The sequence below is a fragment of the Candidatus Nanopelagicales bacterium genome (assembly GCA_028687755.1).
GTDB lineage: Bacteria > Actinomycetota > Actinomycetes > S36-B12 > S36-B12 > UBA11398.
Map to the genome: position 1 here is coordinate 37,861 of JAQTZL010000001.1, position 23,258 is coordinate 61,118.

At 53.5% G+C, this 23,258-nt stretch carries 22 protein-coding genes; 20 read left to right on the forward strand and 2 right to left on the reverse strand.

The features are described from left to right. Genes ruvA through PHN51_00285 form a run of 7 tightly spaced genes read left to right on the forward strand, consistent with a single transcriptional unit; the run spans window position 1 to window position 7,522 of the window. A complete protein-coding gene (gene ruvA / locus PHN51_00255; GenBank protein MDD2817208.1) occupies window positions 1-606 on the forward strand; it encodes a Holliday junction branch migration protein RuvA in 606 nt (201 codons plus the stop codon). Continuing rightward, window positions 603-1,631: a Holliday junction branch migration DNA helicase RuvB gene (gene ruvB / locus PHN51_00260; GenBank protein MDD2817209.1), complete on the forward strand. Its 1,029-nt coding sequence runs from the start codon at window positions 603-605 to the stop codon at window positions 1,629-1,631. Before ruvA ends, ruvB begins: the two co-directional genes overlap by 4 nt. 40 nt (window positions 1,632-1,671) lie before the next feature. Next, window positions 1,672-1,983 carry a preprotein translocase subunit YajC gene (gene yajC, locus PHN51_00265; GenBank protein ID MDD2817210.1) on the forward strand — a complete coding sequence of 104 codons (312 nt, stop codon included), beginning with the start codon at window positions 1,672-1,674 and terminating at the stop codon, window positions 1,981-1,983. Continuing rightward, complete coding sequence (secD, locus tag PHN51_00270) at window positions 1,983-3,572, forward strand: protein translocase subunit SecD (GenBank protein ID MDD2817211.1); 1,590 nt, start codon at window positions 1,983-1,985, stop codon at window positions 3,570-3,572. Before yajC ends, secD begins: the two co-directional genes overlap by 1 nt. Beyond that, on the forward strand, window positions 3,569-4,663 hold the full coding sequence (secF, locus tag PHN51_00275; protein ID MDD2817212.1) for a protein translocase subunit SecF: 1,095 nt from the start codon (window positions 3,569-3,571) through the stop codon (window positions 4,661-4,663). Before secD ends, secF begins: the two co-directional genes overlap by 4 nt. A 2-nt stretch (window positions 4,664-4,665) precedes the next feature. Further along, window positions 4,666-5,202, forward strand: coding sequence for an adenine phosphoribosyltransferase (locus PHN51_00280; GenBank protein ID MDD2817213.1), 537 nt, complete (start codon window positions 4,666-4,668; stop codon window positions 5,200-5,202). Window positions 5,203-5,242: 40 nt separating this feature from the next. Next, on the forward strand, window positions 5,243-7,522 hold the full coding sequence (locus PHN51_00285; GenBank protein MDD2817214.1) for a bifunctional (p)ppGpp synthetase/guanosine-3',5'-bis(diphosphate) 3'-pyrophosphohydrolase: 2,280 nt from the start codon (window positions 5,243-5,245) through the stop codon (window positions 7,520-7,522). Window positions 7,523-7,534: 12 nt separating this feature from the next. Here PHN51_00285 and PHN51_00290 read toward each other — a convergent pair whose 3' ends face one another. Beyond that, the gene (locus tag PHN51_00290) at window positions 7,535-8,851 is read right to left on the reverse strand and encodes a DUF349 domain-containing protein (protein ID MDD2817215.1); all 1,317 of its coding nucleotides are present in this window, start codon (window positions 8,849-8,851) and stop codon (window positions 7,535-7,537) included. A 39-nt stretch (window positions 8,852-8,890) separates the two neighbouring features. Then, on the reverse strand, window positions 8,891-9,652 hold the full coding sequence (locus PHN51_00295; GenBank protein MDD2817216.1) for a peptidylprolyl isomerase: 762 nt from the start codon (window positions 9,650-9,652) through the stop codon (window positions 8,891-8,893). A gap of 45 nt (window positions 9,653-9,697) precedes the next feature. Here PHN51_00295 and PHN51_00300 point away from each other — a divergent pair, with 45 nt between their 5' ends. Genes PHN51_00300 through aroQ form a run of 13 tightly spaced genes read left to right on the forward strand, consistent with a single transcriptional unit; the run spans window position 9,698 to window position 23,230 of the window. Next, window positions 9,698-10,405, forward strand: coding sequence for an MBL fold metallo-hydrolase (locus PHN51_00300; GenBank protein MDD2817217.1), 708 nt, complete (start codon window positions 9,698-9,700; stop codon window positions 10,403-10,405). 2 nt (window positions 10,406-10,407) lie between these two features. After that, window positions 10,408-11,688, forward strand: a complete 1,281-nt coding sequence (gene hisS, locus PHN51_00305; protein ID MDD2817218.1) for a histidine--tRNA ligase — start codon at window positions 10,408-10,410, stop codon at window positions 11,686-11,688. After that, window positions 11,685-13,436 (forward strand): aspartate--tRNA ligase, encoded by a 1,752-nt coding sequence (gene aspS / locus PHN51_00310; protein ID MDD2817219.1) that lies wholly within the window; start codon window positions 11,685-11,687, stop codon window positions 13,434-13,436. Before hisS ends, aspS begins: the two co-directional genes overlap by 4 nt. A 9-nt stretch (window positions 13,437-13,445) precedes the next feature. Next, window positions 13,446-14,756 carry a replication-associated recombination protein A gene (locus PHN51_00315; GenBank protein MDD2817220.1) on the forward strand — a complete coding sequence of 437 codons (1,311 nt, stop codon included), beginning with the start codon at window positions 13,446-13,448 and terminating at the stop codon, window positions 14,754-14,756. 31 nt (window positions 14,757-14,787) lie between these two features. Beyond that, a complete protein-coding gene (locus PHN51_00320; protein ID MDD2817221.1) occupies window positions 14,788-15,000 on the forward strand; it encodes a hypothetical protein in 213 nt (70 codons plus the stop codon). A 2-nt stretch (window positions 15,001-15,002) separates the two neighbouring features. Then, on the forward strand, window positions 15,003-17,678 hold the full coding sequence (gene alaS, locus PHN51_00325; GenBank protein MDD2817222.1) for an alanine--tRNA ligase: 2,676 nt from the start codon (window positions 15,003-15,005) through the stop codon (window positions 17,676-17,678). Window positions 17,679-17,680: 2 nt separating this feature from the next. Continuing rightward, on the forward strand, window positions 17,681-18,106 hold the full coding sequence (gene ruvX / locus PHN51_00330; protein MDD2817223.1) for a Holliday junction resolvase RuvX: 426 nt from the start codon (window positions 17,681-17,683) through the stop codon (window positions 18,104-18,106). Then, complete coding sequence (mltG, locus tag PHN51_00335; protein ID MDD2817224.1) at window positions 18,103-19,128, forward strand: endolytic transglycosylase MltG; 1,026 nt, start codon at window positions 18,103-18,105, stop codon at window positions 19,126-19,128. Before ruvX ends, mltG begins: the two co-directional genes overlap by 4 nt. Continuing rightward, window positions 19,121-19,936, forward strand: coding sequence for a shikimate dehydrogenase (locus PHN51_00340; GenBank protein ID MDD2817225.1), 816 nt, complete (start codon window positions 19,121-19,123; stop codon window positions 19,934-19,936). Before mltG ends, PHN51_00340 begins: the two co-directional genes overlap by 8 nt. Window positions 19,937-19,969: 33 nt before the next feature. Beyond that, a complete protein-coding gene (aroC, locus tag PHN51_00345; GenBank protein MDD2817226.1) occupies window positions 19,970-21,148 on the forward strand; it encodes a chorismate synthase in 1,179 nt (392 codons plus the stop codon). Beyond that, entirely contained in the window at window positions 21,145-21,663 is a 519-nt protein-coding gene (locus PHN51_00350) for a shikimate kinase (GenBank protein MDD2817227.1), read from the forward strand. The genes aroC and PHN51_00350 overlap by 4 nt, the downstream gene beginning before the upstream one ends. Next, window positions 21,656-22,747, forward strand: coding sequence for a 3-dehydroquinate synthase (gene aroB / locus PHN51_00355; protein MDD2817228.1), 1,092 nt, complete (start codon window positions 21,656-21,658; stop codon window positions 22,745-22,747). Before PHN51_00350 ends, aroB begins: the two co-directional genes overlap by 8 nt. Before the next feature lie 45 nt (window positions 22,748-22,792). Further along, entirely contained in the window at window positions 22,793-23,230 is a 438-nt protein-coding gene (aroQ, locus tag PHN51_00360) for a type II 3-dehydroquinate dehydratase (GenBank protein ID MDD2817229.1), read from the forward strand. Window positions 23,231-23,258 lie beyond the last annotated feature (28 nt).

Consider the following 23,258-nt stretch of genomic DNA (forward strand, 5'->3'; position numbering starts at 1 on the left):
ATGATTGCTTTCATTAAAGGCACGGTGCAAGCGGTAAGCCACGATTCAGTAGTTGTCGATATTGGCAGTGTTGGCTTGCAAGCAACATGCACCGCTCCAACAGCATTGTCCCTTCGTGTCGGTGACCGCGTAGAACTCCTCACTTCGATGGTCATTCGTGAGGATGCATGGACGTTGTATGGATTCACTGACGCAGATGAACGCTCAATTTTCGAACAAGTACAAACAGTTACAGGCATAGGCCCACGTATTGCGCTTGCTGTGTTGAGCACGATGAACCCAGATGAAGTTCGTAGTGCGATTGCGCATGAAGACCTCAACGCATTGGTAAAAATTCCCGGTATCGGGCGTAAAGGTGCGCAGCGTTTAGTTCTTGAGCTAAAAGACAAACTCGGTGTGATGTCAGGGGGAGTCGCACAGCGAATCAACAGTGCGCCCATGGGTTGGCAAGCATCTGTTGTTGCCGGTTTAATGTCTCTTGGTTGGACTCAACGCGAAGCGGAAAGTGCCGCTGATGCGGTTGCCCCAATGGCTGTTGAATTTGGTGACAATCCTGATATTGGAGCGCTACTCAAGGCTGCATTGCGAAGTTTGGATCGCGCATGACCGAACGAATTGTTGACGCTGAACTTACGCCTGATGAAGTAGCGATCGAAGGTGCGCTTCGCCCGAAGCAGTTGAGTGACTTCGTTGGTCAAGACCGCGTCAAGCAGCAACTTGGTCTTGTGCTCGAAGCCGCGAAAATGCGCGGGCGACAAGCCGATCATGTGTTACTCAGCGGCCCACCAGGGCTTGGTAAAACCACGTTAGCTGGCATTATCGCCTCAGAGCTCAATGCGCCATTGCGCATCACGTCAGGTCCAGCATTGCAACATGCAGGTGATGTCGCGGCAATTTTGTCGTCATTGCAGCCTGGTGAAGTGCTCTTTCTCGACGAGATTCATCGCACTTCTCGTTCAGCAGAAGAGATGCTGTATTTGGCGATGGAAGATTTCCGCGTTGATGTCATTGTCGGTAAAGGTCCAGGCGCAACTGCGATTCCATTGGAAATTGCACCTTTCACGTTGGTTGGCGCGACAACCCGAGCCGGGTTATTGCCTTCACCACTGCGTGATCGTTTTGGCTTTACCGCCCATTTAGATTTTTATGATCCGCCTGATTTGGAAGTGATCATTATTCGGTCGGCGGCGCTGTTGGGTGTGCAGCTCGATAAAGAAGGTGCCGCTGAAATCGCTGGCCGCTGTCGCGGTACCCCTCGAATCGCAAACCGATTATTGCGTCGGGTTCGGGACTGGGCGCAAGTGCACGGCAACGGAGTGGTCGATTTGGCCACTGCTCATGCTGCTTTGGATCTGTATGAGGTTGACGCGTTAGGACTCGATCGCATTGACCGTGCGGCCCTAGAGGTTCTAGTCACTCGCTTTGGGGGAGGGCCAGTTGGTCTGTCTAATTTGGCGGTCGCCATTGGGGAAGAGCCAGAAACCATCGAAACGGTGGCTGAACCGTTCTTGGTCAGATTGGGCATGATCGTGCGCACCCCTCGTGGGCGAGTAGCCACTGCTGCCGCCTGGCAGCATTTAGGGCTCACGCCGACCGCTCCATTGCAGTCCACCCTCGACCTCGAGGGCTAAGGTAAATGGCTATTGCCGTTCATTTTTCGACTGGAGCACCGTGGACAACCCAACAGGCCTTTTTCTGCCAGTAATACTGGTGGTTGCCTTCTATTTCTTGTTCATCAAGCCCAATAAGGCACGGCGAAAGCAATTCGCTGAGATGCAATCAAGTGTTGTTCCAGGTGTCCGGGTGATGACCACGTCAGGCATTTTCGGAGTCGTCACGGCTGTGAATGAGGCAAGTGTTCTTGTGGAGATCGCTCCGAATGTCACGATCGAATTAGTGACTGCAGCGATTGGCCGGGTGATCGTGCCCGAATCAGCCGAAGCCACACAGCCAACGATCGAATCTCAAGAGGGTGAACACTGATGGCTCCACGCACAGCAAGTCGCCCGATGCGCTCATTAATGGCACTTGGCATCATCTTGGTGGGCTTACTGGTCTGGGCGTTTTTCCCGGGCACTGACCACACCATTAAGTTAGGTCTTGATCTTCAGGGCGGAACGCAGGTGATCTTGGTACCCAAGCCTGTGAAAGCCGGCGCGGAGATCACTGACGATCAATTGCAACAGACCGTCACGATTTTGCGCCAACGTGTTGACAGCCTCGGCGTTGCCGAAGCTGAGGTAACGACACAAGGCAGCGGTTCGGGTGCGGCAGTCGTGGTGTCAGTGCCCGGCGCAAGCCCTGAACGTCTTGTCGATCTTGTTTCCAAAACGGCATTGTTGGATTTCCGCCCCGTGTATTCATTGCTGCCAGGGAATGCAACGGTGAGCAAAGGTGAAGCAAAGGGCACCAAGCCAGTTCAAGCAGCGCAACCTGACGCCGCGTTCCAAACTGCAGCACTTGCTCTTGACTGTACAAATCCCGCCTCATACGCAGGTGGCACTCCAGACGATCCAACACAGTGGTTGGCTACGTGTAATAAAACAGGCGGTTCAAAATTCGTTCTTCAACCTGCCTTTATTAAGGGCACCAACGTCACAAGTGCCACAGCTGCATTGCAACAACAAGGTGTGGGCTGGGTAGTCAATCTTGGCTTCGACTCCGAAGGTGCCAACGCATTAGCGGATGCATCTACCTCACTTTCGAAGTTGCCGGACTGTTCCGTTGGTGGAGCCTCTCCATGTAATGCATTTGCGATCGTTCTCGATGGTGTGGTGAGTTCTGCACCACGGTTCAATGAACCAATCCTTGGTGGAACGGCACAGATTGAAGGCAACTTCAACGCCGATTCAGCCAATGACTTGGCCAACGTACTGAAGTACGGCGCATTGCCAGTAACCCTTGAAGCTGTTGACATCACTTCAGTGTCAGCAACGGTGGGTGGAGATCAGCTACGTGCAGGCATCATTGCGGGAATGCTCGGCCTTGGCCTTGTCATGCTCTACCTGCTGTTTTATTACCGAGCCCTTGGCGTCATTGCAATCCTCTCGCTGGCTTTGGCGGGTGTGATCGTGTATCTCACGCTTCTGGTGATGAGTAAAACGATCGGTCTTACTCTGACGCTCGCTGGCGTAGCAGGCGCGATCGTTGCGGTTGGTATCACGGCCGACTCGTTCATTGTGTACTTCGAGCGCATTCGCGATGAGATTCGCGATGGGCGTACGTTGCGCCAAGCGTGTGAGTCTGGTTGGTTGCGCGCACGCCGCACTCTTTTGGCAGCCGACTTCATCTCGATTCTCGCTGCAGTCGTGTTGTACATGCTCTCCGTTGGCGGTGTGCGCGGTTTTGCATTCGTACTTGGATTGACGACTGCGATCGATATCTTGGTCGCGTTTATGTTCACCTATCCACTCACGGTTCTCGTTGGTCGCAATTCTTGGATGCAACGGAGTTCAAAGCTCACGGGTCTAGGGCATGCGTCGATAGAAAAGCGTGGGCCAGTAGGTCTCTCAGAGACTTTGGCGTCGAAGCGTCGAAAAGCTAAGGAATCTACTGAGGAGGTGTCGTCATGAGTCGCCTTGGAAATCTTGGTCAACGGTTGTACGACGGGAAGTCTTCGATTGACTTCGTCGGAAAACGTAAAACTTGGTATGTCGTATCGACATGCATCTTGATCGTGGCTATCGGATCGTTATTGATTCGTGGTTTGAATCTTGGCATCGAATTCCGTGGCGGCGCCGATTTCAGTTTGCCTAACGCATCCTGCTCGGTAGAGCAGGCGCGAGCCGTAGCGGAAGCGAAAACAGGTGCTCAGTCAATTGTCACAGTTACCGGCAACGGCACTGTGCGTGTGCAAACGGAGCCGATAACGACAGCGGAAAGTGCAGAAGTTGCATCCGCCCTGTCAAAAACCTGCAGCGTTCCAGTTGATCAGATCAAGATCCAAGTTGTAGGGCCAACTTGGGGTAGTGAGATCAGCAAAAAGGCGATTCAAGGCCTGATTGTGTTCATTATTTTGGTGACACTATTTATGTCGATCTATTTCGAATGGCGAATGGCGGTCGCAGGTCTCATTGCTCTTGCTCACGACCTCATCATCACCGTGGGTTTGTATTCACTCTTCGGCCTTGAAGTTACGCCGGCAACGGTGATCGGAATCCTGACCATCTTGGGTTACTCCTTGTACGACACGGTTGTGGTGTTCGACAAGGTGAAGGAAAACACGGCGAATATCTCTGGCCAATCAGTGCTGACGTATAGCGAGGCTGCAAACCTTGCTGTGAATCAAACGCTTATCCGCAGTATCAATACATCGATCGTTGCGTTGCTTCCTGTTCTCGCAATCATTGTGGTGGGTGCTGGTTTACTAGGCGCCGGAACACTGCTTGACCTTGCTGTTGCTCTTGCAATTGGTATGGCTGCCGGCGCCTACTCATCGATCTTCGTTGCCACTCCGTTCCTTGCGCAACTCAAGGAAAAGCAACCGTCAATGATCGCGCTCACGAAACGCGTTCAGGCTCGTCGCGCGCAGGCCCAAAAGAAAGTCGAAGATGGTGGCACCGAAGAGTTCGATGCTAATGGCCATGCAATCACGACCTTGGTTGATGCCGGCGTTCGTGCTCAACCTAAGAAGCTGCCGCGCTCTAAGCGACCGAAGAAGTAATCGTGCAAGCTGAAGTCGAAAAGTTACTGCGGGCCAATATCCGACTGATTGAAGATTGGCCAATGCCTGGCGTGAAATTCCAAGACCTGACTGGGCTTATGTCAGATGGTGCCGCATTTAGAGCCGTCATCGATGAAATCAATCGTGAACTCAATGGAGATCACATTGATCAAATCGTTGGCATCGAAGCCCGAGGGTTTCCCTATGGTGCTGCCCTCGCTGCCAGTCGTGGAGCGGGTTTCACCACCGCCCGCAAACCTGGAAAGCTCCCTCCAGAGGTATTCGCTCTGGACTATGAACTTGAGTATGGAACTGCCACATTGGAATTACATACGCACGCTCTGGGGCTTGGTAGCAAAGTCGTTATCGTCGACGATGTGTTGGCTACAGGTGGTACCGCGGGTGCGTGTATCGATCTGGTCCGACAAACGGGTGCCGAAGTGATTGCTCTCGTTGTAATTATGGAGATCGAGTTCTTGCAAGGGCGGGCCAAATGTGATGAGCGCGGTGTGCCTGTGATTGCACTGCTACGCGACTAATCAATCTACAATCTGTAGCAAGTCCTATTTGAGGAGCGCCGTGAGCAAGGAAGCACCGCTTCCCACGGAGCTGACAACAGCTCCGGTTATTGCCGCGCCCGAGTCCAGCCGTGGCCGTTCGCGTTTACCAATTTTTGGTAATCAGCGACGAACGCACCCTGAACTTGATCGTCTTCTTCGCACGCTGCGCCAGTATCACCCAAAAGCAGATGCACGTTTGGTGGAGAGAGCGTATGAAACTGCTGCCTATCTTCATCGCGATCATCGTCGTCGCAGTGGCGATGCCTACATCACTCATCCGGTCGCTGTGGCCGAAATTTTGGCTGACCTTGGTTTGGGTGGAGCTACATTAGCCGCAGCTCTGCTCCACGACACCGTCGAAGACACAGGTTATTCACTTGAAACGCTTCGCGAAGATTTTGGGGATGAAGTCGCAGCTCTTGTTGATGGAGTTACCAAGCTTGACAAGGTGAAGTTCGGCGATGCCACTACAGCTGAAACAGTTCGCAAAATGGTTGTCGCGATGGCGCGCGATATCAGAGTGCTCATGATCAAGCTTGCTGATCGCCTCCACAACATGCGCACCCTGCGTTTCATGAGCGAGGAAAAGCAGCAGATCAAAGCTCGCGAAACCTTGGAAATCTACGCTCCTTTGGCTCATCGTTTGGGCTTGAATACAGTCAAATGGGAGTTAGAAGACCTCGCTTTCGCGACTCTGTATCCGAAAATGTACGAAGAAATTGTCCGTCTCGTGGCCGAACGAGCACCACAACGCGACCGGTATCTAGAAGAAGTCATAACTGACATCGAAGCTGATTTGCGGGCAAACAAAATCAAGGGCACGGTGACCGGCCGACCTAAGCACTATTACTCGGTTTATCAAAAAATGATCGTGCGTGGTCGGGATTTCGGTGATATTTACGATCTAGTTGGTCTTCGCATTCTCGTTGATGACATGCGCGACTGCTATGGAGTGCTGGGCGCAATACATGCCAAGTGGAGTCCAATGCCCGGTCGCTTCAAGGACTACATCGCAATGCCGAAGTTCAACATGTATCAATCGCTACACACCACAGTGATTGGGCCTGGCGGTAAGCCAGTTGAAATTCAAATTCGAACGTATGACATGCACAACGCTTCCGAGTTCGGTGTTGCTGCGCATTGGCGCTACAAGCAAGGCGGAGATCAAACAGGAAAACAGGGGCCAGACGATTACGGGTGGTTGCGGCAACTGGTCGAGTGGCAAAAGGAAACAGAAGATCCTGATGAATTCATGGATCAACTTCGTTATGACCTTGGTTCATCGGAAGTGTTCGTGTTTACGCCAAAAGGTGATGTCATCGCGCTACCGACTGGTGCAACTCCGGTTGATTTTGCCTACACGGTTCACACTGAAGTTGGGCACCGGTGTGTAGGTGCTCGGGTGAACGGCAAGTTAGTACCGCTTGAGTCTTCCCTCAACAATGGCGATGTCATCGAGATTTTCACTTCAAAAGCCGAAGGTGCGGGTCCAAGTAGGGACTGGCTTACCTATGTTGCATCAGCCCGAGCGAAAAGCAAGATTAAGGCATGGTTCTCTCACGCTCGTAGAGATGAAGCTATCGAGCAAGGTAAGGATGCCATTGTCCGCGCAATGCGTAAGCAGGGGCTTCCACTGCAACGGATGATGAACACGCAGTCGCTCAACGCTATTGCTGTTGATCTACATCTAAGTGACATCACAGATCTTTATGCAGCCGTGGGCGAGAGCAAGATCAGTGCTCCTGCGGTTATTCAACGGTTGATTGATGCTGCTGGTGGCGTTGACCAAGCCGCTGATGATGCTGCTGAGGCTCTCACACCAACTCGGGCTCAGCGTCGAGAGGCGCGCAGTGCCAACGATGTCGGCATCGTGGTTAATGGCACAGATGATGTGTGGGTAAAACTGGCAAAGTGCTGCACCCCAGTTCCGGGTGACGAAATTCTGGGTTTTGTTACTCGGGGAAGCGGTGTTTCCGTTCATCGAACTGATTGCATCAACGTGCCTAGTCTGCGCCAACAACCTGACCGACTTGTTGATGTGTCATGGGCGCCCACGGCAAGCAGTGTGTTCTTGGTCAACATTCAAGTTGAAGCACTTGACCGTGCGCGACTTTTGTCAGATGTCACTCGAGCACTTTCCGACACACATGTAAATATTTTGAGCGCTTCGGTCACGACAACCCGTGATCGCATAGCGATGTCGCGATTCACATTCGAAATGGCCGATCCAAAGCATCTTGGATCAGTAATCAAGGCTGTGCGAAGTGTGGAAGGCGTCTACGACGCTTACCGCGTGTAAGTCTTAATTCGCTTAACTCTTGAATTCCTTGGCTGCAGCTGATGCTGCATCAAGTAAGGCCTTGGTGGACGCGATCGTTGCTTCAAGTTTCGTGACATCAGATGACTTACCTGCGGCTTTGGCGGCCGCCAATTGAGCTTCTAGTTTCGCTAATCCATCAGCAAAAGCATTTGCTGTTGATTCAGCACGTGCTCGTGACTCTGGATTGGATCGCTTCCAGCTGTTTGCTTCCTCAGACCGAATTGCGTCTTCGACTTTCTTGAGACGGCGTTCGAGGCGATCCCGATCTGCCTTGGGAAGGTCTCCGGCTTTATCCCAGCGATCCTGAATCGAACGCAAGGTTTGCTTGGAACCCTTGAGGTTTTCCGCAATGTTGATGGATTCAGCTTCTACGACAAGCGCTTCCTTAGCGGGCACGTTTACCTTGAGTTCTTCTTCGGCAGCACTTTCAACTGCAACCCGATTGGTATAGAACGCATCCTGAGCCGCCTTGAATCGTTTCCAGAGCTTGTCTTCATCGCGCTTTGACGTACGCGGAGCGTTCTTCCAGTCCTGCATCAAATCGCGCAGTTTCTTGGATGTATTCACCCAATCAGTTGAGGTTGCCAATGCTTCAGCGGATGCAATCAATTCACGCTTCTTTGATGTTGCATCTTTGCGTTGTGATTCAACCTCATTGAAATGTGCACGGCGACGTTTATCGAACGCTGCACGAGCAGCACTGATGCGCTTCCATATTTCTTGTTCGGAAGTGCGATCCATACGTGGCAACGATTTCCACTCTTCGATCATGGTTGCGAATCGTTCGCTCGTTGTCTTCCAATTTGTGCTATCTGCCAATGATTCAGCTTCAACGGCAAGAGCATCGCGCTGGGCATTAGCTGCCGCCTTCTGGGCCGCCTTTGCTGCTTGTTGCGCAACCTTGGCCTGCTCGATTGCACTTTCAAGCGTTGAAATCTTTGTGAGCAGTAGTGCCGTGTCGCCGACATAGGAGCGTGCAGTCACTGCTTCGCGCACATGGGTGAGAGCCAATGTTGCTTGCTCGGCGTTGGTATGACCATCTGACAAACGAGCTGATGTGAGATCAAGTTCCACGACGAGGTCATCAAATTTACGTCCGAAGAACGCCAAACCTTCAGCTGGAGGTCCAGCAACCCACTGACCTACAACGACTTCACCCTCAGGAGCCAAGAGCACCACAGTTCCATCAGCATCAACGCGACCGAACTTGCTTGGATCGCTGGCTGCTGGCGCCGCAACTACCGCCGCTGGCGTAGGGCGTCGCATTGCTGCAGGTGTAGGGATCGCACCTGGCAAAGGGTTGGTCATGTCGTGCCTTCCTGTGAAAGTCCCACGCTACCGGTGTGGCTATGTACCTTGGACGGTTGCCCGCTCAATCACGACTGGTTGAGCAGGTGCCCCATCGCTTGAACCCCCGGTAACGCCCACTGCCGCAATTTCCTGAACCAGATCAAGGCCAGAAGTGACTGTGCCCCAGATCGTGTAGTTGGGCGGCAAGGTGGTGTCTTGGTAGACCACGAAGAATTGTGATCCTGAGGTGCCAGGTCCTGCGTTAGCCATGGCAACAGTTCCGGCGGGGTAATTCACGCCAGCCCCAGTAGGGAGGTTTTCATCGGGAACCGTGTATCCAGGGCCACCCGAGCCAGAGCCAGTTGGGTCACCACACTGCAACACATAAATCCCGCTTGTCGTGAGGCGGTGACACGGGGTTTGGTTGTAGTAGCCCTTTTTGGCCAAGAAAATCTCTGATGCCACCGTGGCTGGTGCCTGCTTTGCGGAGGTAGCAATCACGATTGGTCCGCAGTTGGTCGTCAAAACGATTTGGGTGCCCTCAGCGATGGAACTGTCGGGCGTAGGTGCTGCCTGATAAGACTGTGGAGTGGTCGTGGTCGTGGTGGGCCCCGTGCATTCGAGCGCAGCAGCAGAGGATGACGAATCTCGCCCGACTAACACCCAACCCACGGCACCGATAACCAACACAGCAACCACGATTGCCGCGGCGATCTGCTGGTTACGGCGTTTGTGATGACCGGTCGAGCCATTGCGGGTTTGTTGACGTTCGTATTTGGCACGGGCCAGATCACGCTGGCGCTTATTGCTACTGCTCACCACTGGAGTGTAAATGCGCAATGGTGCGGCGGTAGGCTCGGGCGCGTGATTGTGGCGGGATTTCCAGCAGGTTCGTGGGGAACGAATTGCTTCGTTATTGCCCCCGCGGCAGGTGAGCCCTGTCTGATTATTGATCCTGGTCAAGACTCAATTTCTGGAGTCATGGAAATTGTCCGGGAAAACAAGTTAAAGCCCGCTGCCGTGCTGATCACCCATGGGCATATTGATCACGCTTGGTCAGTAGCCCCGCTGACTCACGACTTCGCAATTCCGGCATTCATTCATGCAGATGATCGCGCTCGATTGGCAGATCTGGCTGGATCAACAATTGCTGCAAATCGTGAGGCGTTACTTGCGATGACTAAGGGCGAGTTGGAATTAACTGAGCCAGAAGATGTTCGCCTGGTAACTGACGACGAAGTGCTCGACATGGCTGGACTCAAAATGCGGGTGCGCCATGCTCCCGGTCACACCGAAGGCTCCGTTGTTTTTGAGCGTGCAGGTGATGATGAAACTCCACCGCTGATGTTTGCTGGTGATTTGCTCTTCCAAGGAAGTATTGGCAGAACCGACCTTGAGGGCGGCTCCATGGCAGACATGCAGCGTTCACTGGAGCGCATTGTGTTGACTGCAGATGACCAAATGATTGTGCTACCAGGTCACGGTCCGCAAACAACGATTGGTCAAGAGCGGGTCTCGAATCCTTTTCTTCAAAAAAACAATCCATATTTTCCAGCCCGGACCGGTTTGTAGTCATGGCGCAGCTACAAGCACCTAAAGGTGTTCCTGAGTATTTCCCTGGACGCAGTTCAGCTTTTCTTGCCGTACGCGATTCGTTAAGCGCACCAGCACGCAAGGCTGGGTATGGATATGCCGAGTTACCAATGTTCGAAGACACGGCGCTGTATGTGCGCGGTGTAGGTGAATCAACCGATGTTGTGTCCAAAGAGATGTACACCTTCGAGGATCGCGGGGGACGCTCACTTTCACTGCGGCCTGAGGGCACAGCTGGAGTGATGCGCCTGGTCATTGAACACAGTCTTGATCGTGGGCAATTACCGGTAAAGCTTTGGTACGCGGGTGCATTCTTCCGCGCTGAGAGGCCGCAGCATGGACGCTATCGACAATTGCAACAGGTCGGTCTTGAAGCCATAGGAACAGACGATCCTGCCCTTGATGCTGAAGTTATTGCTCTTGCCGATGAAGGTTTTCGCTCGCTAGGGCTGACACAGTTCACCCTGCAATTGACATCACTCGGTTGCGTGCGATGTCGCCCGGCTTACCGCGAATTGCTTCAGGCATTTCTCGCCAAGCTTGATTTGGATGATGCAACGCGCGCGCGTGCTGCCGTGAATCCGTTGCGCGTTCTCGACGATAAGCGCGAGTCAGTGCAAGCCCAGCTTGCTGGTGTTCCTTACATGGTCAATCACCTGTGTGCTGATTGCCAGACTCATTACGACGACGTTCGCACTGCATTGCGCCTACTCAAGGTCGAATGGACAGAGTCACCTTCACTCGTTCGTGGGCTTGATTACTACACACGCACAGCATTTGAATTCACACACCATCTCCTTGGAACTCAATCCGGTATCGGGGGAGGTGGGCGATATGACGGGCTTATGTCATCCCTTGGTGGGCAGGATTTGTCCGGTATCGGTTGGGGACTAGGCACTGACCGGACTCTGCTGGCATGTGAGGCTGAAGGGCTCACTCCTGGATCCGGTCCACTCGTTGATGTGTTTGCGGTGCCGATGGGCGAAGAGGCCAAGGCTGTGTTGATTGCACTCAGTGGTGAGCTGAGGGCAAGTGGTATTCGCGTGGACTTGGCGTACGGCAATCGTGGGCTCAAGGGAGCCATGAAGGCTGCGGATCGCAGCGGAGCACCCTATGTTCTGATCGTCGGTGAGCAAGAAGTAGCCGACGGAACAGTGGTGGTAAAAAACATGTCGGCTGGCACTCAAGAGTCAGTGGCATGGGAGAGTGTGCAGTCGCTTCTGGCGGCACATCTACAGGAAAACGAAGGGAACAACTCGTGATTCGATCCGCCTATGCGGGCAATCTGCGGGCATCTGATGCCGGCTCAACCGTGACTCTTGCAGGTTGGGTTGCTAGCCGACGCGATCATGGTGGCGTTGCCTTCCTTGATTTACGTGACTCATCGGGTGTGGTCCAGGTCGTGGTGCACGATCCAGAAGTTGCTCACGGCCTTCGTGACGAGTACTGCCTCAAGATCACCGGAACTGTAGAAGTGCGCCCGGCAGGTAACGAGAACAACGACCTGCCTTCAGGTGCCATTGAAGTCATGTCAACCGACGTACAGGTGTTGTCGGTAGCGGCTCCATTGCCTTTCCCAATTGATGACCGCATCAGCGTCAACGATGAGATTCGATTGAAGTATCGCTACTTGGATCTGCGTCGACAGTCAGCTGGTGACGCACTGCGTATGCGTTCAAAGGTCAATCAGATCGCTCGCGATGTGTTGCTCAATCGTGACTTCCTTGAAATCGAAACTCCAACACTGACACGAAGTACCCCAGAAGGCGCACGCGATTTCTTGGTCCCTGTGCGTTTGCAGCCGGGTAGTTGGTATGCGCTTCCACAGTCACCGCAGTTGTTTAAGCAATTGCTGATGGTTGGCGGTATGGAACGTTACTTCCAAATTGCTCGTTGTTATCGAGATGAAGACTTCCGCGCTGATCGTCAGCCAGAATTTACCCAACTTGATATCGAGATGTCGTTCGTGGAACAAGAAGACATCATTGAACTTGGTGAAGAACTTGTTCGCTCACTTTGGCAAGGAATTTTGGGTCACACCATTGGTGAAATTCCGCGCATGACCTACCACGAAGCGATGCGTCGTTTCGGTTCAGATAAGCCTGACTTGCGTTATGGCATGGAACTGGTTGAACTGACTGACTTCTTCAAGGACACTCCATTCCGCGTTTTCCAATCCGAGTATGTCGGCGCAGTCGTTATGCCAGGCGGCGCTGATCAACCTCGTCGAGCTTTTGATGCATGGCAGGAATGGGCAAAGCAGCGCGGCGCAAAGGGTCTTGCTTATGTCACCGTTGATGCCAATGGTGAACTTGGTGGGCCAGTAGCTAAGAACATTAGCGATGAAGAGCGCGCGGGGATTGTTGCTGCCACAGGCGCGAACAATGGTGATTGCATTTTCTTCGCTGCAGGTCGCCCAAATGATGCGCGTCCACTGTTGGGTGCAACGCGTGATGAGATCGCGCGTCGCCTAGAACTCATCGAAGAAGGCACGTGGTCCTTCCTTTGGGTGATTGACGCTCCAATGTTTGAGATGACAGACGAAGGCACATGGACAGCAGTGCATCATCCATTTACTTCGCCAAACACTGAGTGGATTGACAACTTCGAAGAAGCTCCTGATCAGGCGCTGGCTTGGGCGTACGACATCGTGTGCAACGGCAATGAAATCGGTGGCGGTTCTATTCGTATCCACCAAGCAGATGTGCAAGAACGCGTGTTTGCTCTTCTTGGAATGAGTGAAGCAGAAGCAAACGACAAATTTGGTTTCCTTCTTGAAGCCTTTAAGTTCGGCCCACCTCCGCACGGTGGCATCGCTCTTGGATGGGACCGCATTTGCATGTTGCTCGCAGGGGCACCGTCACTGCGCGATGTCATCGCCTTCCCTAAGACTGGTGGTGGCCAGGATCCGCTCACGAGCGCTCCAACACCGATCACTGCACAGCAGCGCAAGGAAGCTGGCATTGATGGACCTCCAGTGAAAGCTGTGCCAGCAACCCCGCAGGCATAGGCAGTTCACATGACCCTCTTCGACGAAGGGCAAACGTTCGCACCGTTAGCGGTGCGTATGCGGCCCAACAGTGTTGAAGATGTGGTTGGACAAGAGGATGCGTTAAGAACGGGCACGCCATTACACAATTTATTGACGGGTAATGGCTCTGCAATTTCCGTGATCTTGTGGGGACCTCCGGGAACTGGCAAGACCACGCTGGCATCGCTGGTTTCGCTGGCATCGGGGCGAGCTTTTGCGGAACTTTCTGCGGTGACTTCGGGTGTTAAAGATGTTCGCGAAGTTATAGAGCAAGCTCGCAATCGATCGAGCATCAATGGGCAAGGCACGGTCCTGTTCATTGACGAAGTGCATCGCTTTAGCAAGAGTCAACAAGATGCACTGCTGCCGGCCGTTGAAAATGGTTGGGTCACGCTTATTGCGGCCACCACCGAGAACCCCAGTTTTTCGGTGATTTCACCATTGATTTCGCGCAGCCTTGTGGTCACGTTGCAGCCACTGGATGACGCAGCTATTTCAGTGCTGCTCATGCGAGCACTCACAGATTCACGCGGTTTCGATGGAAAATTTACGATCTCGCAAGAGGCTCTTGCCGACTTGGTGCATCTCAGTATTGGTGATGCTCGTCGAGGCCTCACCGCGCTAGAAGCAGCAGCAATTGCGGCTGACGCCGATGGTTCAACGCAGATTCAACTCAGTCACGTCGAGCAAGCAATTCAGCATGTTGCCTTGCGTTACGACAAAGATGGCGATCAGCATTACGACGTCATCAGTGCCTTCATTAAGAGCGTTCGAGGAAGTGATCCTGATGCGGCCCTTCATTATCTCGCGCGAATGCTTGAAGCCGGTGAAGATCCTCGGTTTGTTGCTCGTCGACTCATGATTTTGGCGAGTGAAGATATTGGTATGGCGGACCCATCGGTCCTGCAAACGGCGGTCGCGGCCGCACAAGCTGTAGCCATTGTTGGTATGCCGGAGGCTCAGATCATCTTGGCCCACGCGACTGTTCATGCGGCGCTGGCGCCGAAATCAAATGCGATCGTGACGGGCATCATGGAGGCCTCCAGTGATGTGCGACGAGGGCGCGTGGGCTCCGTGCCAGCGTGGCTTCGTGATGGTCACTACCCGGGAGCCAAGGATCATGGTCATGGGGTGGGTTACGTCTATCCACATGATCTTCCAGATGGCGTAGCTCAGCAGGATTACTTACCTGATGCCCTCAAAGGCGTGAAGTATTACCGACCGACCCAGCACGGGGCTGAAGCGGCTTGGAGTCGGGTGGCTCAAAGGGTTGAAGAGTTGCGCAAGGGCGAGCATTAGGCTTGAGGTCCAAAGAACGAGGAGTTTCGCGATGCGCAGGATGTTTTGGGTGGCCGTTGGTGCTGCCGGTGGCATTTATGCCTATAAGCGTGGCGAACGATTCGTTGAAGAATCGCGCGAGCGGGGTGTTGTACTCACCGTTCAGCAAGTAGCGATGAATGCAGCCTCGGCTGTTGAGTCGGCGCGAGTCATGGTTGAAGCAAAGTTGAACCAGACTCACTCACCAGAAGATGAAGGAGTTTGACCATGGATTCCGCTGAGATTCGCAGTCGATTCCTTCGGTATTTCGCCGACCGGGGTCATCAAGTTGTTCCTTCTGCCTCGCTCTTGCTCGATGACCCAACCTTGTTGTTTGTGAACGCTGGCATGGTCCCGTTCAAGCCGTATTTCCTGGGTGAAGCGCCAGCGCCGTATCCGCGTGCCACCAGCGTGCAAAAGGTTGTGCGCACCCTGGACATTGAGGAAGTGGGCAAGACCACGCGCCATGCGTCGTTCTTCCAAATGGCCGGCAACTTTTCTTTCGGTGACTATTTCAAGGAAGAAGCAATTCCTTTTGCTTGGGAATTACTCACCAAGCCCGTCAGTGATGGCGGCTACGGATTCCCAGAAGACAAGCTTTGGGCCACGGTTTACCTTGATGACGATGAAGCGATCGATATTTGGCATAACAAAGTTGGTGTGCCGCTTGAACGCATTCAACGTCGCGGTCAGGCTGACAACTTTTGGAGCATGGGTGTCCCAGGCCCTTGTGGTCCATGTTCAGAGATTTATTACGACCGCGGTCCAGAGCATGGTCGCGATGGTGGCCCTATTGCTGATGAAGATCGTTACCTCGAAGTGTGGAACCTCGTGTTCATGCAAAACATTCGTGGGGATGGTCCCGGTAAAGAGGGTTATCCCATTGTTGGTGACTTGCCTGCGCGCAATATTGATACCGGTATGGGTCTTGAGCGCATGGCTGCCCTGCTGCAGGGCGTCGACAACATTTATGAAATCGATACCACGAAGGGCATTCTTGATCGCGCAGCTGAACTCACGGGTGCGAAGTACGGCAAGGATCACAAGTCAGATGTTGCGCTGCGAGTAATTGCTGACCATGCGCGCACATGTGCATTCCTTATTGGCGATGGCGTTCTGCCAGGTAACGAAGGTCGTGGTTATGTCCTTCGCCGTTTGATGCGTCGAGTTATCCGCAATATGCGTCTACTTGGTGCACCTGATCCAACAATGGGCGAATTGATCGACGCGACCGTGCTCACGATGGCTCCTCAGTATCCGGAACTCAACGATGAGGCCAATCGCATTCGCCAGATTGCTGTTGCTGAAGAGGGTGTGTTTATTCAGACACTCAAGGCTGGCACGACCATCTTTGATACTGCCGCCGATAAAATCCGCACGAGTGGTGGAACCACAGTTTCTGGTGAGCAAGCTTTCGCGTTGCACGATACCTATGGCTTTCCCATTGATCTGACTTTGGAAATGGCCGCGGAACAAGGCCTCAAGGTTGATGAAGACGGTTTCCGTTCGCTCATGGGTCAGCAACGGGAACGCGCCAAAGCTGATGCGCGCGAACGCAAGAGTGGCCTCACTGCAACAACTGCCTACCGTGAAATCCTGGAACAAGGCGGTCGCACCGCATTCATTGGTTATAGCGAAGTTGATTCAGAAGCGACCATCATTGGGCTCGTACACGAGGGTGCAACTGTTCCAGTTGCAACGCAGGGTGAGCACGTTGAAATCATTCTGAATCGTTCACCGTTCTACGCTGAAGCAGGCGGCCAGCTAGGGGACCGTGGTCGAATCATCACTAATACTGGCGCAGTAGCTGATGTGTATGACGTGCAGATTCCTGTACCTGGTTTGTTCGTGCATCGCGCCGAAGTCAAGAGTGGGGAATTCACTCAAGGGCTAACAGTCGAGGCTCATGTTGATATTCAACGCCGACGTGCGATTTCACGTGCGCACACTGCAACGCACATGATTCACAGGGCCTTCCGTGAAGAACTTGGTGACACAGCCACTCAAATGGGTTCAGAGAATGCCCCCGGGCGTTTGCGCTTTGACTTCCCAAGCCCAACCCCTGTTTCTGCAGACGTCATGCAAACAGTTGAAGAGCGCGTCAATCACATGTTGCTGGAAGATCTTGCAGTAACTGCGCAAAACATGACCCAAGACGAGGCACGCAAGATGGGTGCGATGGCTTTGTTTGGTGAAAAATACGGCGATTCAGTTCGAGTCATTTCTGTTGGTGACTGGGCCCACGAACTTTGCGGCGGAACGCACGCGCAACGTTCAGGGCAACTTGGTGTGGTGACCTTCCTAGGCGAAGGATCAATTGGTGCCGGAGTTCGTCGCGTTGAAGCCCTCGTCGGAGCTGATGCTTATCAGTTCCTTGCGAAAGAGCACATTCTGGTGAGCCGCCTTACCGACATGTTGAAGGTTCCTGCCGATCAACTTCCCGAGCGCATTGAGCGGACCATCAATTCACTTAAGACTGCTGAGCGCGATTTGGATCGCGTGAAGAAGGCCCAGCTCACGGCCAACCTTGATGACATCATCGGGATCGGTGAAGACATTGGCCCAATTCGTTGCTGGATCTTTCAGGCTCCTGATGGCATTGATGCTGGCGAAATGCGCGATCTTGTGATGAAGGCGAAGGGACGCAATCGTCCTGAATTACCTGTCGTCATGTTCGGCACGCTTATTGCAGATGGCAAGGTGTCGGCGATCGCGACGGCTAATGAAAAGGCGATCGAGTTTGGTGTTGGAGCAAATGACCTGCTCAAGGCAGCACTTGCAACCCTTGATGGTCGTGGTGGTGGTAAGCCGGACATGGCTCAGGGCGGCGGCACCAACGTCAATGGCGTTGATGCGGCTGTTGATGCAGTGAAGGCGTTCATAGCTTCCAAGGTCAATAGTTAACGATGCCTAAAGGCGTGCAGTTGGCTTGTGACGTGGGAACCGTACGCATTGGTATTGCGCGTTCAGACTTCCACGGAATTTTGGCAACCCCGCTCGACGCCATCCCCGCAGGCGAAAGCAGTACTGCACAGGTGAAGGCTCTGATTGACGAGTATGAGGTGCAAGAAATAATCGTGGGCTTACCGCTCATGATGAATGGAACCGAAGGTCCCAGTGCGCAAATGGCGCGCGACTGGGCGGCTGAACTTGAAGCGCTAACCGTGTGCTCCATCCGTATGGTTGATGAGCGACTCACGACCGTTCAAGCTCAACGTGGGTTGCATGCGGCAGGAAGAACCGTGAAAAATTCCCGAGCGTCAATCGATAGTGCTTCCGCTGTGGTGCTCCTTCAATCTGTGCTAGATAGCCAAAAGAAAGACACGCCATGACTGTCGCGAACAAACGTCGGGCGCTCACTGTTTCGGTTGTTGCGGTAATTGCCATCGTTATTGCATTCTTTGTCACCAAAGGACCATCAGACTTTCCTGGGCCCGGTTCTGGAAATGCCGTGGTGATTGTCGTGCGCGGTGACTCTATTTCGGGAATTGGTAATGCGCTCACCGAAGCTGGGGTGGTGGCGTCGGCGGATGCCTTTGTTAACGCCGCAAACGCGAACCCAAAATCAAAGAGCATTGGCCCAGGTAAGTACACGATGCTCAAAGAAATGAGTGGTCAAGGCGCAGTTGAATACATGCTCGACCCCAAATCACGCGCGGCAAGCCGCTTGATTCTTCCCGAAGGACTGCGCCTAGATCAAAGTCTCGAGGCGGCGAGCAAGGCCACAAACATTCCAGTTGGCGATTTCAACGCGGCAATCACACGCGCGGATCAACTGGGTTTGCCGGCATATGCCAAGAATCAAGCAGAGGGTTTTCTCTACCCTGCAAGTTATGACCTGGCCGGAGATGAAACGGCAGACAGCACACTCAGCATGGTGTTCGAACGATTCGCCCAAGCGAGTAAGCAACTTGACCTTGAAGTCAAAGCTGCTGCGCTGGGTCAAACACCATTTGAAATTATGACTATTGCTTCGCTCGTGCAAGCAGAGGGCAATCCAACTGATTACGACAAGATCGCACGAGTGATTTACAACAGGCTCAAGCTTGGGATGCCACTGCAATTCGATACAACTGTTGCTTACGGTCTAGGCATCACGAAGGTCTCACTCAATGCAGCGGAACTCCAAAAGGACACTCCTTACAACACATATGTTCGTAAGGGTCTTCCAGCGGGTCCCATTAACTCACCCGGTACGGCGGCAATTAACGCAGCTCTTAATCCGGCTACAGGCCCTTGGATCTACTTCGTCACGGTGAATCTGGAAACCGGCGAAACCAAATTTGCGAAGAAATACAGCAAGTTCTTGAAGGCAAAAGCTGAGCTTCAGGCCTACCTTAAGAATCATGGCTAGCAACAAGGGCAAACAAGCCGCGGTTCTGGGATCGCCGATTAGCCATTCGCTAAGCCCGGTATTGCATCGCGCTGCATACGCGGCGCTTGGCTTGGACTGGCAATACAACGCTTTTGATGTTTCCGAAGATCAACTTGCTCCCTTCATCAAGTCGCTTGACGACACCTGGGTTGGTCTGTCGCTGACAATGCCGCTGAAGGAAGTCGCTTTCGAAGTTGCAAATTCAGTCGATGAGGTTGCAACGAAAATTCGTTCGATTAATACCTTGCTACCTACCAACGATGGTTGGCACGGAACCAACACCGATGTTTTCGGAATCGTGAAATCCCTAACCGAGGTTGGGATCGAGTCCGGGGTTGAGTCCGCTTTACTTCTGGGTGCCGGTGCTACGGCACGCAGTGCGATTGCGGCATTGGCACAGCTCAATTGCCAAGAGGTCAGGATCGCTGCGCGGCGATCGGAGCAAGCCGATGCGTTAGTGGAACTGGCTGAGGCCTTCAAGCTCAAGGCCCAAGTCACTGCTTGGGACCCTGACAATGTGAATGTGCAGCATCCGCTGGTGATCAGCACCCTGCCAGGTGATGCTGGTCAATCGTGGACGCAGTTAGCTAAGCAGGCCCAAGGTGCGCTCCTTGATGCCTCATATCACCCTTGGCCGACTCCTTTGGCTCAGAGCTGGCCAAATACAAGAATCGCGAGTGGTCGAGACATGCTGCTGTGGCAGGCAACTGAGCAAGTGCGCCTCATGACCGGGCAACCAGCGCCCGTTGAAGCCATGAGGGTCAGCCTGTCCGTGTCGTCCGATTGAGGGCGAATGTCTGTCATCTGACAGGATTAGCCCATGGTTCGTTGGTTAACAGCAGGTGAGTCGCACGGTCCCGCGCTTGTAGCGATCGTTGAAGGGCTCCCAGCCGGCATTGAAGTGACCTCCGAAGACATCTCAGTTGAGTTGCAACGCCGCCGCTTGGGGGTTGGCCGAGGCGCCCGAATGAAGTTCGAAAAAGACGAAGTCAGCATCATGGGCGGTATTCGACATGGCTTGAGCCTTGGTGGTCCGATAGCTATTGAAGTCGGCAACACTGAATGGCCTAAGTGGCAGGTTGTGATGTCGCCAGACCCTGTGGATGCTGATGAACTGGCAAACCTTGCTCGCAATGCTCCACTCACGCGCCCTCGTCCAGGTCACGCGGATCTGGTTGGCATGCAGAAGTACGGCTTTACCGATGCCCGTCCGATTCTGGAGCGCGCAAGTGCTCGTGAAACTGCGGCTCGCGTTGCTCTGGGCGCAGTTGCGAAGGCGTTCTTACGTCAGGTGTGTGGCACCGAGGTGTTTTCACACGTGGTGCGCATTGGGTCGGTAGCTTCACCTGAAGGCAATGTCCCAGCGTTTAGCGACCTCGCAGCCATTGATGAAGATCCCGCACGTTGTTTTGACGCTACAGCGGCAAAGGCGATGGAAGAGGAAGTCAGCGCTGCTCATCGTGATGGCGACACTCTTGGTGGCGTGGTTGAAGTGCTCGCTACGAATTTGCCTCCAGGTCTTGGTAGCCACGTGCACTGGGATCGTCGTCTTGATGCACGCCTTGCTGCAGCACTTATGGGCATTCAGGCCATCAAGGGTGTTGAGGTTGGCGATGGGTTCGGGCTTGCAGCTGTTCGCGGTAGCGATGCGCAAGATGAAATCGTTAATAGCAATGAAGGTCTTGCTCGCACATCAGGTAAGTCAGGCGGCACTGAAGGTGGAATGTCGACAGGGGAGACCCTGCGCGTACGTGCAGCAATGAAGCCGATCTCAACAATCCCACGTGCGCTGCGAACCGTTGATATCTCAACCGGTGAAGAAGCTCCTGCAATCAACCAACGATCAGATGTGTGCGCTGTGCCAGCTGCAGGTGTTGTGGCTGAAGCCATGGTCGCGCTTGTGTTGGCTGATGCGATTTCTGAGAAGTTTGGTGGCGATAGCGTTACTGAAACTGCGCGCAATATTCGCACCTACATGGAGAACTTGTCCGTCCGATGAGTCCAGTAGCAGTGCTTGTCGGTGCGCCAGGTGCTGGTAAGTCAACCGTCGGCAAGCGTCTGGCAAGTGCTCTCAAAGTTTCCTTTGCTGATTCCGATCAAATGATCGAGAAGCAAGCGGGTATGCCGGTGTCAGACATCTTCGTTACTCAGGGTGAGCCTGTGTTTCGCGAGATGGAGGAAAAGACCATCGCCGAAGCGCTCAAAGATCACGAGGGTGTTCTTTCCCTTGGTGGGGGTGCGATCCTCAATGAACGAACGCGAGCACTTCTCAAAAATGTTCCCGTCATTTGGCTTGATGTTGATTTGAGCCAGGCAGCTAAACGGGTGGGCATGAACCAAGCACGGCCATTGCTGTTGGGTGATGTGCGTGCAAATATGAATCGTTTAATGAAGGAACGCGCGCCGCTGTACGCCGAGGTCGCGACCATAACCATTAATACCAATGGTTTGAAAGTTCGAGAAGTTGTCGAAGAAATCGTGAAGCAACTCGATGCAGGAGAAAGCAATGACTGAGCAACGCATTCACGTATCGGCTGAACGCGAGTACGACGTAGTGATTGGTCGGGGATTACTCGGCGAACTTCCTGACATGCTCGCTGGAGCAACACGGGTTGCGATCATTCATGCGCCGACACTCGTCAAGAGTGCTGAAGCATTGAGTGATGAACTCAAAGATCATAAATTCGAAGTAACGCTGATTGAAATCCCTGATGCTGAGGATGCAAAGACAGCGGCTGTTCTTGAATTCTGCTGGACGGCTTTGGGTACGCAAGGTTTCACTCGCAATGATGCTGTAGTTGGCCTGGGTGGTGGTGCAACTACTGATCTCGCTGGGTTTGTCGCTGCAACGTGGCTTCGCGGAATCAAGGTTATTCAGATTCCGACAACACTCCTTGCCATGGTTGATGCTGGTGTCGGTGGGAAAACGGGAATCAACACTGATGCTGGAAAAAATCTTGTTGGCGCATTCTTTAGCCCAAGTGGCGTGTTGTGCGATCTCAACACCTTGGAATCACTCAACGAAAACGATTTGATCGCTGGAATGGCTGAAGTGGTCAAGGTTGGGCTCACGTCAGATCCTGAAATCTTGAAGATCATTCAGCGAGATGCCAAGGCAGCAACGCAACCTACGAGTGCGGCGATCGAAGAACTTGTTCGTCGCGCTGTGCAAGTGAAAGCAGACGTAGTCGGCGGTGATTTCAAAGAAGTGCGTAATGGTGCAGCCCTTGGTCGCGAGGTGCTCAACTACGGTCACACCTTTGGGCATGCGGTGGAAAAGCAAGAGCGCTACCGCTGGCGTCATGGCGCTGCAATCAGTGTTGGCCTGTGCTTCGTGGCTGAACTAGCACGTCAAGGTGGACGCCTCATTGATCAAGATGCAGACCTGCATTTCGAAATCCTGAACCAGTTGCAATTGCCAACCAGTTACGCCGCTGGGCATTGGAACAGCCTGTACCAAGCCATGACGATGGATAAGAAAACGAGAGGCTCAGTCATTCGCTTCGTGGTCCTCGAAGGCATCGGAAAACCGGTTGCGTGGGATGGGCCTGATCCGATGTTGCTAGCCGCTGCCTATGACGCGATCGCCCGGCACTAGATCACAGAGCACCGCAATTCCTCAGGTTCCCGTTACCCTTGCGGCATGAACGCAACGGTGCTGGTCCTCAATGGACCCAATCTCAACCGCCTGGGAACGCGCGAGCCTGAGATCTATGGCAGCACCACCTTTGCCGAACTCATTGAAATCTGTGAGCGCCATGCTCAGGTCCACAACCTCAAGGCCGATGTACGTCAGACCAACTCAGAGGCCGAACTCATTGGCTGGCTCCATCAGGCAGCCGATTCAAAGACCCCTGTGGTGCTCAACCCCGCAGCGTTTACGCATTACAGCTACGCCCTTCGGGATGCTTGCTCAATGTTGACTGCGACGCTCATTGAGGTTCACATCTCAAACCCTGCCGCTCGTGAGGAATTTCGCCACAATTCGGTGATCTCTGGTGTGGCCAACGGAACCATCACTGGGTTTGGCATGGATTCCTACCGAATGGCCATTGAGCAGATCGCTCGCCTGAACGGGTAGACTCGGGCGTTCCCATTTTTGATCGTTA

Bases quoted from the DNA above. Each gene is read 5' to 3' on its own strand.
- aroC (MDD2817226.1), top strand. From the start codon at position 19,970: ATGGTTCGTTGGTTAACAGCAGGTGAGTCGCACGGTCCCGCGCTTGTA.
- aroB (MDD2817228.1), top strand. From the start codon at position 21,656: ATGACTGAGCAACGCATTCACGTATCGGCTGAACGCGAGTACGACGTA.
- ruvX (MDD2817223.1), top strand. From the start codon at position 17,681: ATGCCTAAAGGCGTGCAGTTGGCTTGTGACGTGGGAACCGTACGCATT.
- secD (MDD2817211.1), top strand. From the start codon at position 1,983: ATGGCTCCACGCACAGCAAGTCGCCCGATGCGCTCATTAATGGCACTT.
- PHN51_00350 (MDD2817227.1), top strand. From the start codon at position 21,145: ATGAGTCCAGTAGCAGTGCTTGTCGGTGCGCCAGGTGCTGGTAAGTCA.
- hisS (MDD2817218.1), top strand. From the start codon at position 10,408: ATGGCGCAGCTACAAGCACCTAAAGGTGTTCCTGAGTATTTCCCTGGA.
- PHN51_00320 (MDD2817221.1), top strand. From the start codon at position 14,788: ATGCGCAGGATGTTTTGGGTGGCCGTTGGTGCTGCCGGTGGCATTTAT.
- mltG (MDD2817224.1), top strand. From the start codon at position 18,103: ATGACTGTCGCGAACAAACGTCGGGCGCTCACTGTTTCGGTTGTTGCG.
- PHN51_00315 (MDD2817220.1), top strand. From the start codon at position 13,446: ATGACCCTCTTCGACGAAGGGCAAACGTTCGCACCGTTAGCGGTGCGT.
- aroQ (MDD2817229.1), top strand. From the start codon at position 22,793: ATGAACGCAACGGTGCTGGTCCTCAATGGACCCAATCTCAACCGCCTG.
- ruvA (MDD2817208.1), top strand. From the start codon at position 1: ATGATTGCTTTCATTAAAGGCACGGTGCAAGCGGTAAGCCACGATTCA.
- PHN51_00340 (MDD2817225.1), top strand. From the start codon at position 19,121: ATGGCTAGCAACAAGGGCAAACAAGCCGCGGTTCTGGGATCGCCGATT.
- PHN51_00290 (MDD2817215.1), bottom strand. From the start codon at position 8,851: ATGACCAACCCTTTGCCAGGTGCGATCCCTACACCTGCAGCAATGCGA.
- alaS (MDD2817222.1), top strand. From the start codon at position 15,003: ATGGATTCCGCTGAGATTCGCAGTCGATTCCTTCGGTATTTCGCCGAC.
- ruvB (MDD2817209.1), top strand. From the start codon at position 603: ATGACCGAACGAATTGTTGACGCTGAACTTACGCCTGATGAAGTAGCG.
- secF (MDD2817212.1), top strand. From the start codon at position 3,569: ATGAGTCGCCTTGGAAATCTTGGTCAACGGTTGTACGACGGGAAGTCT.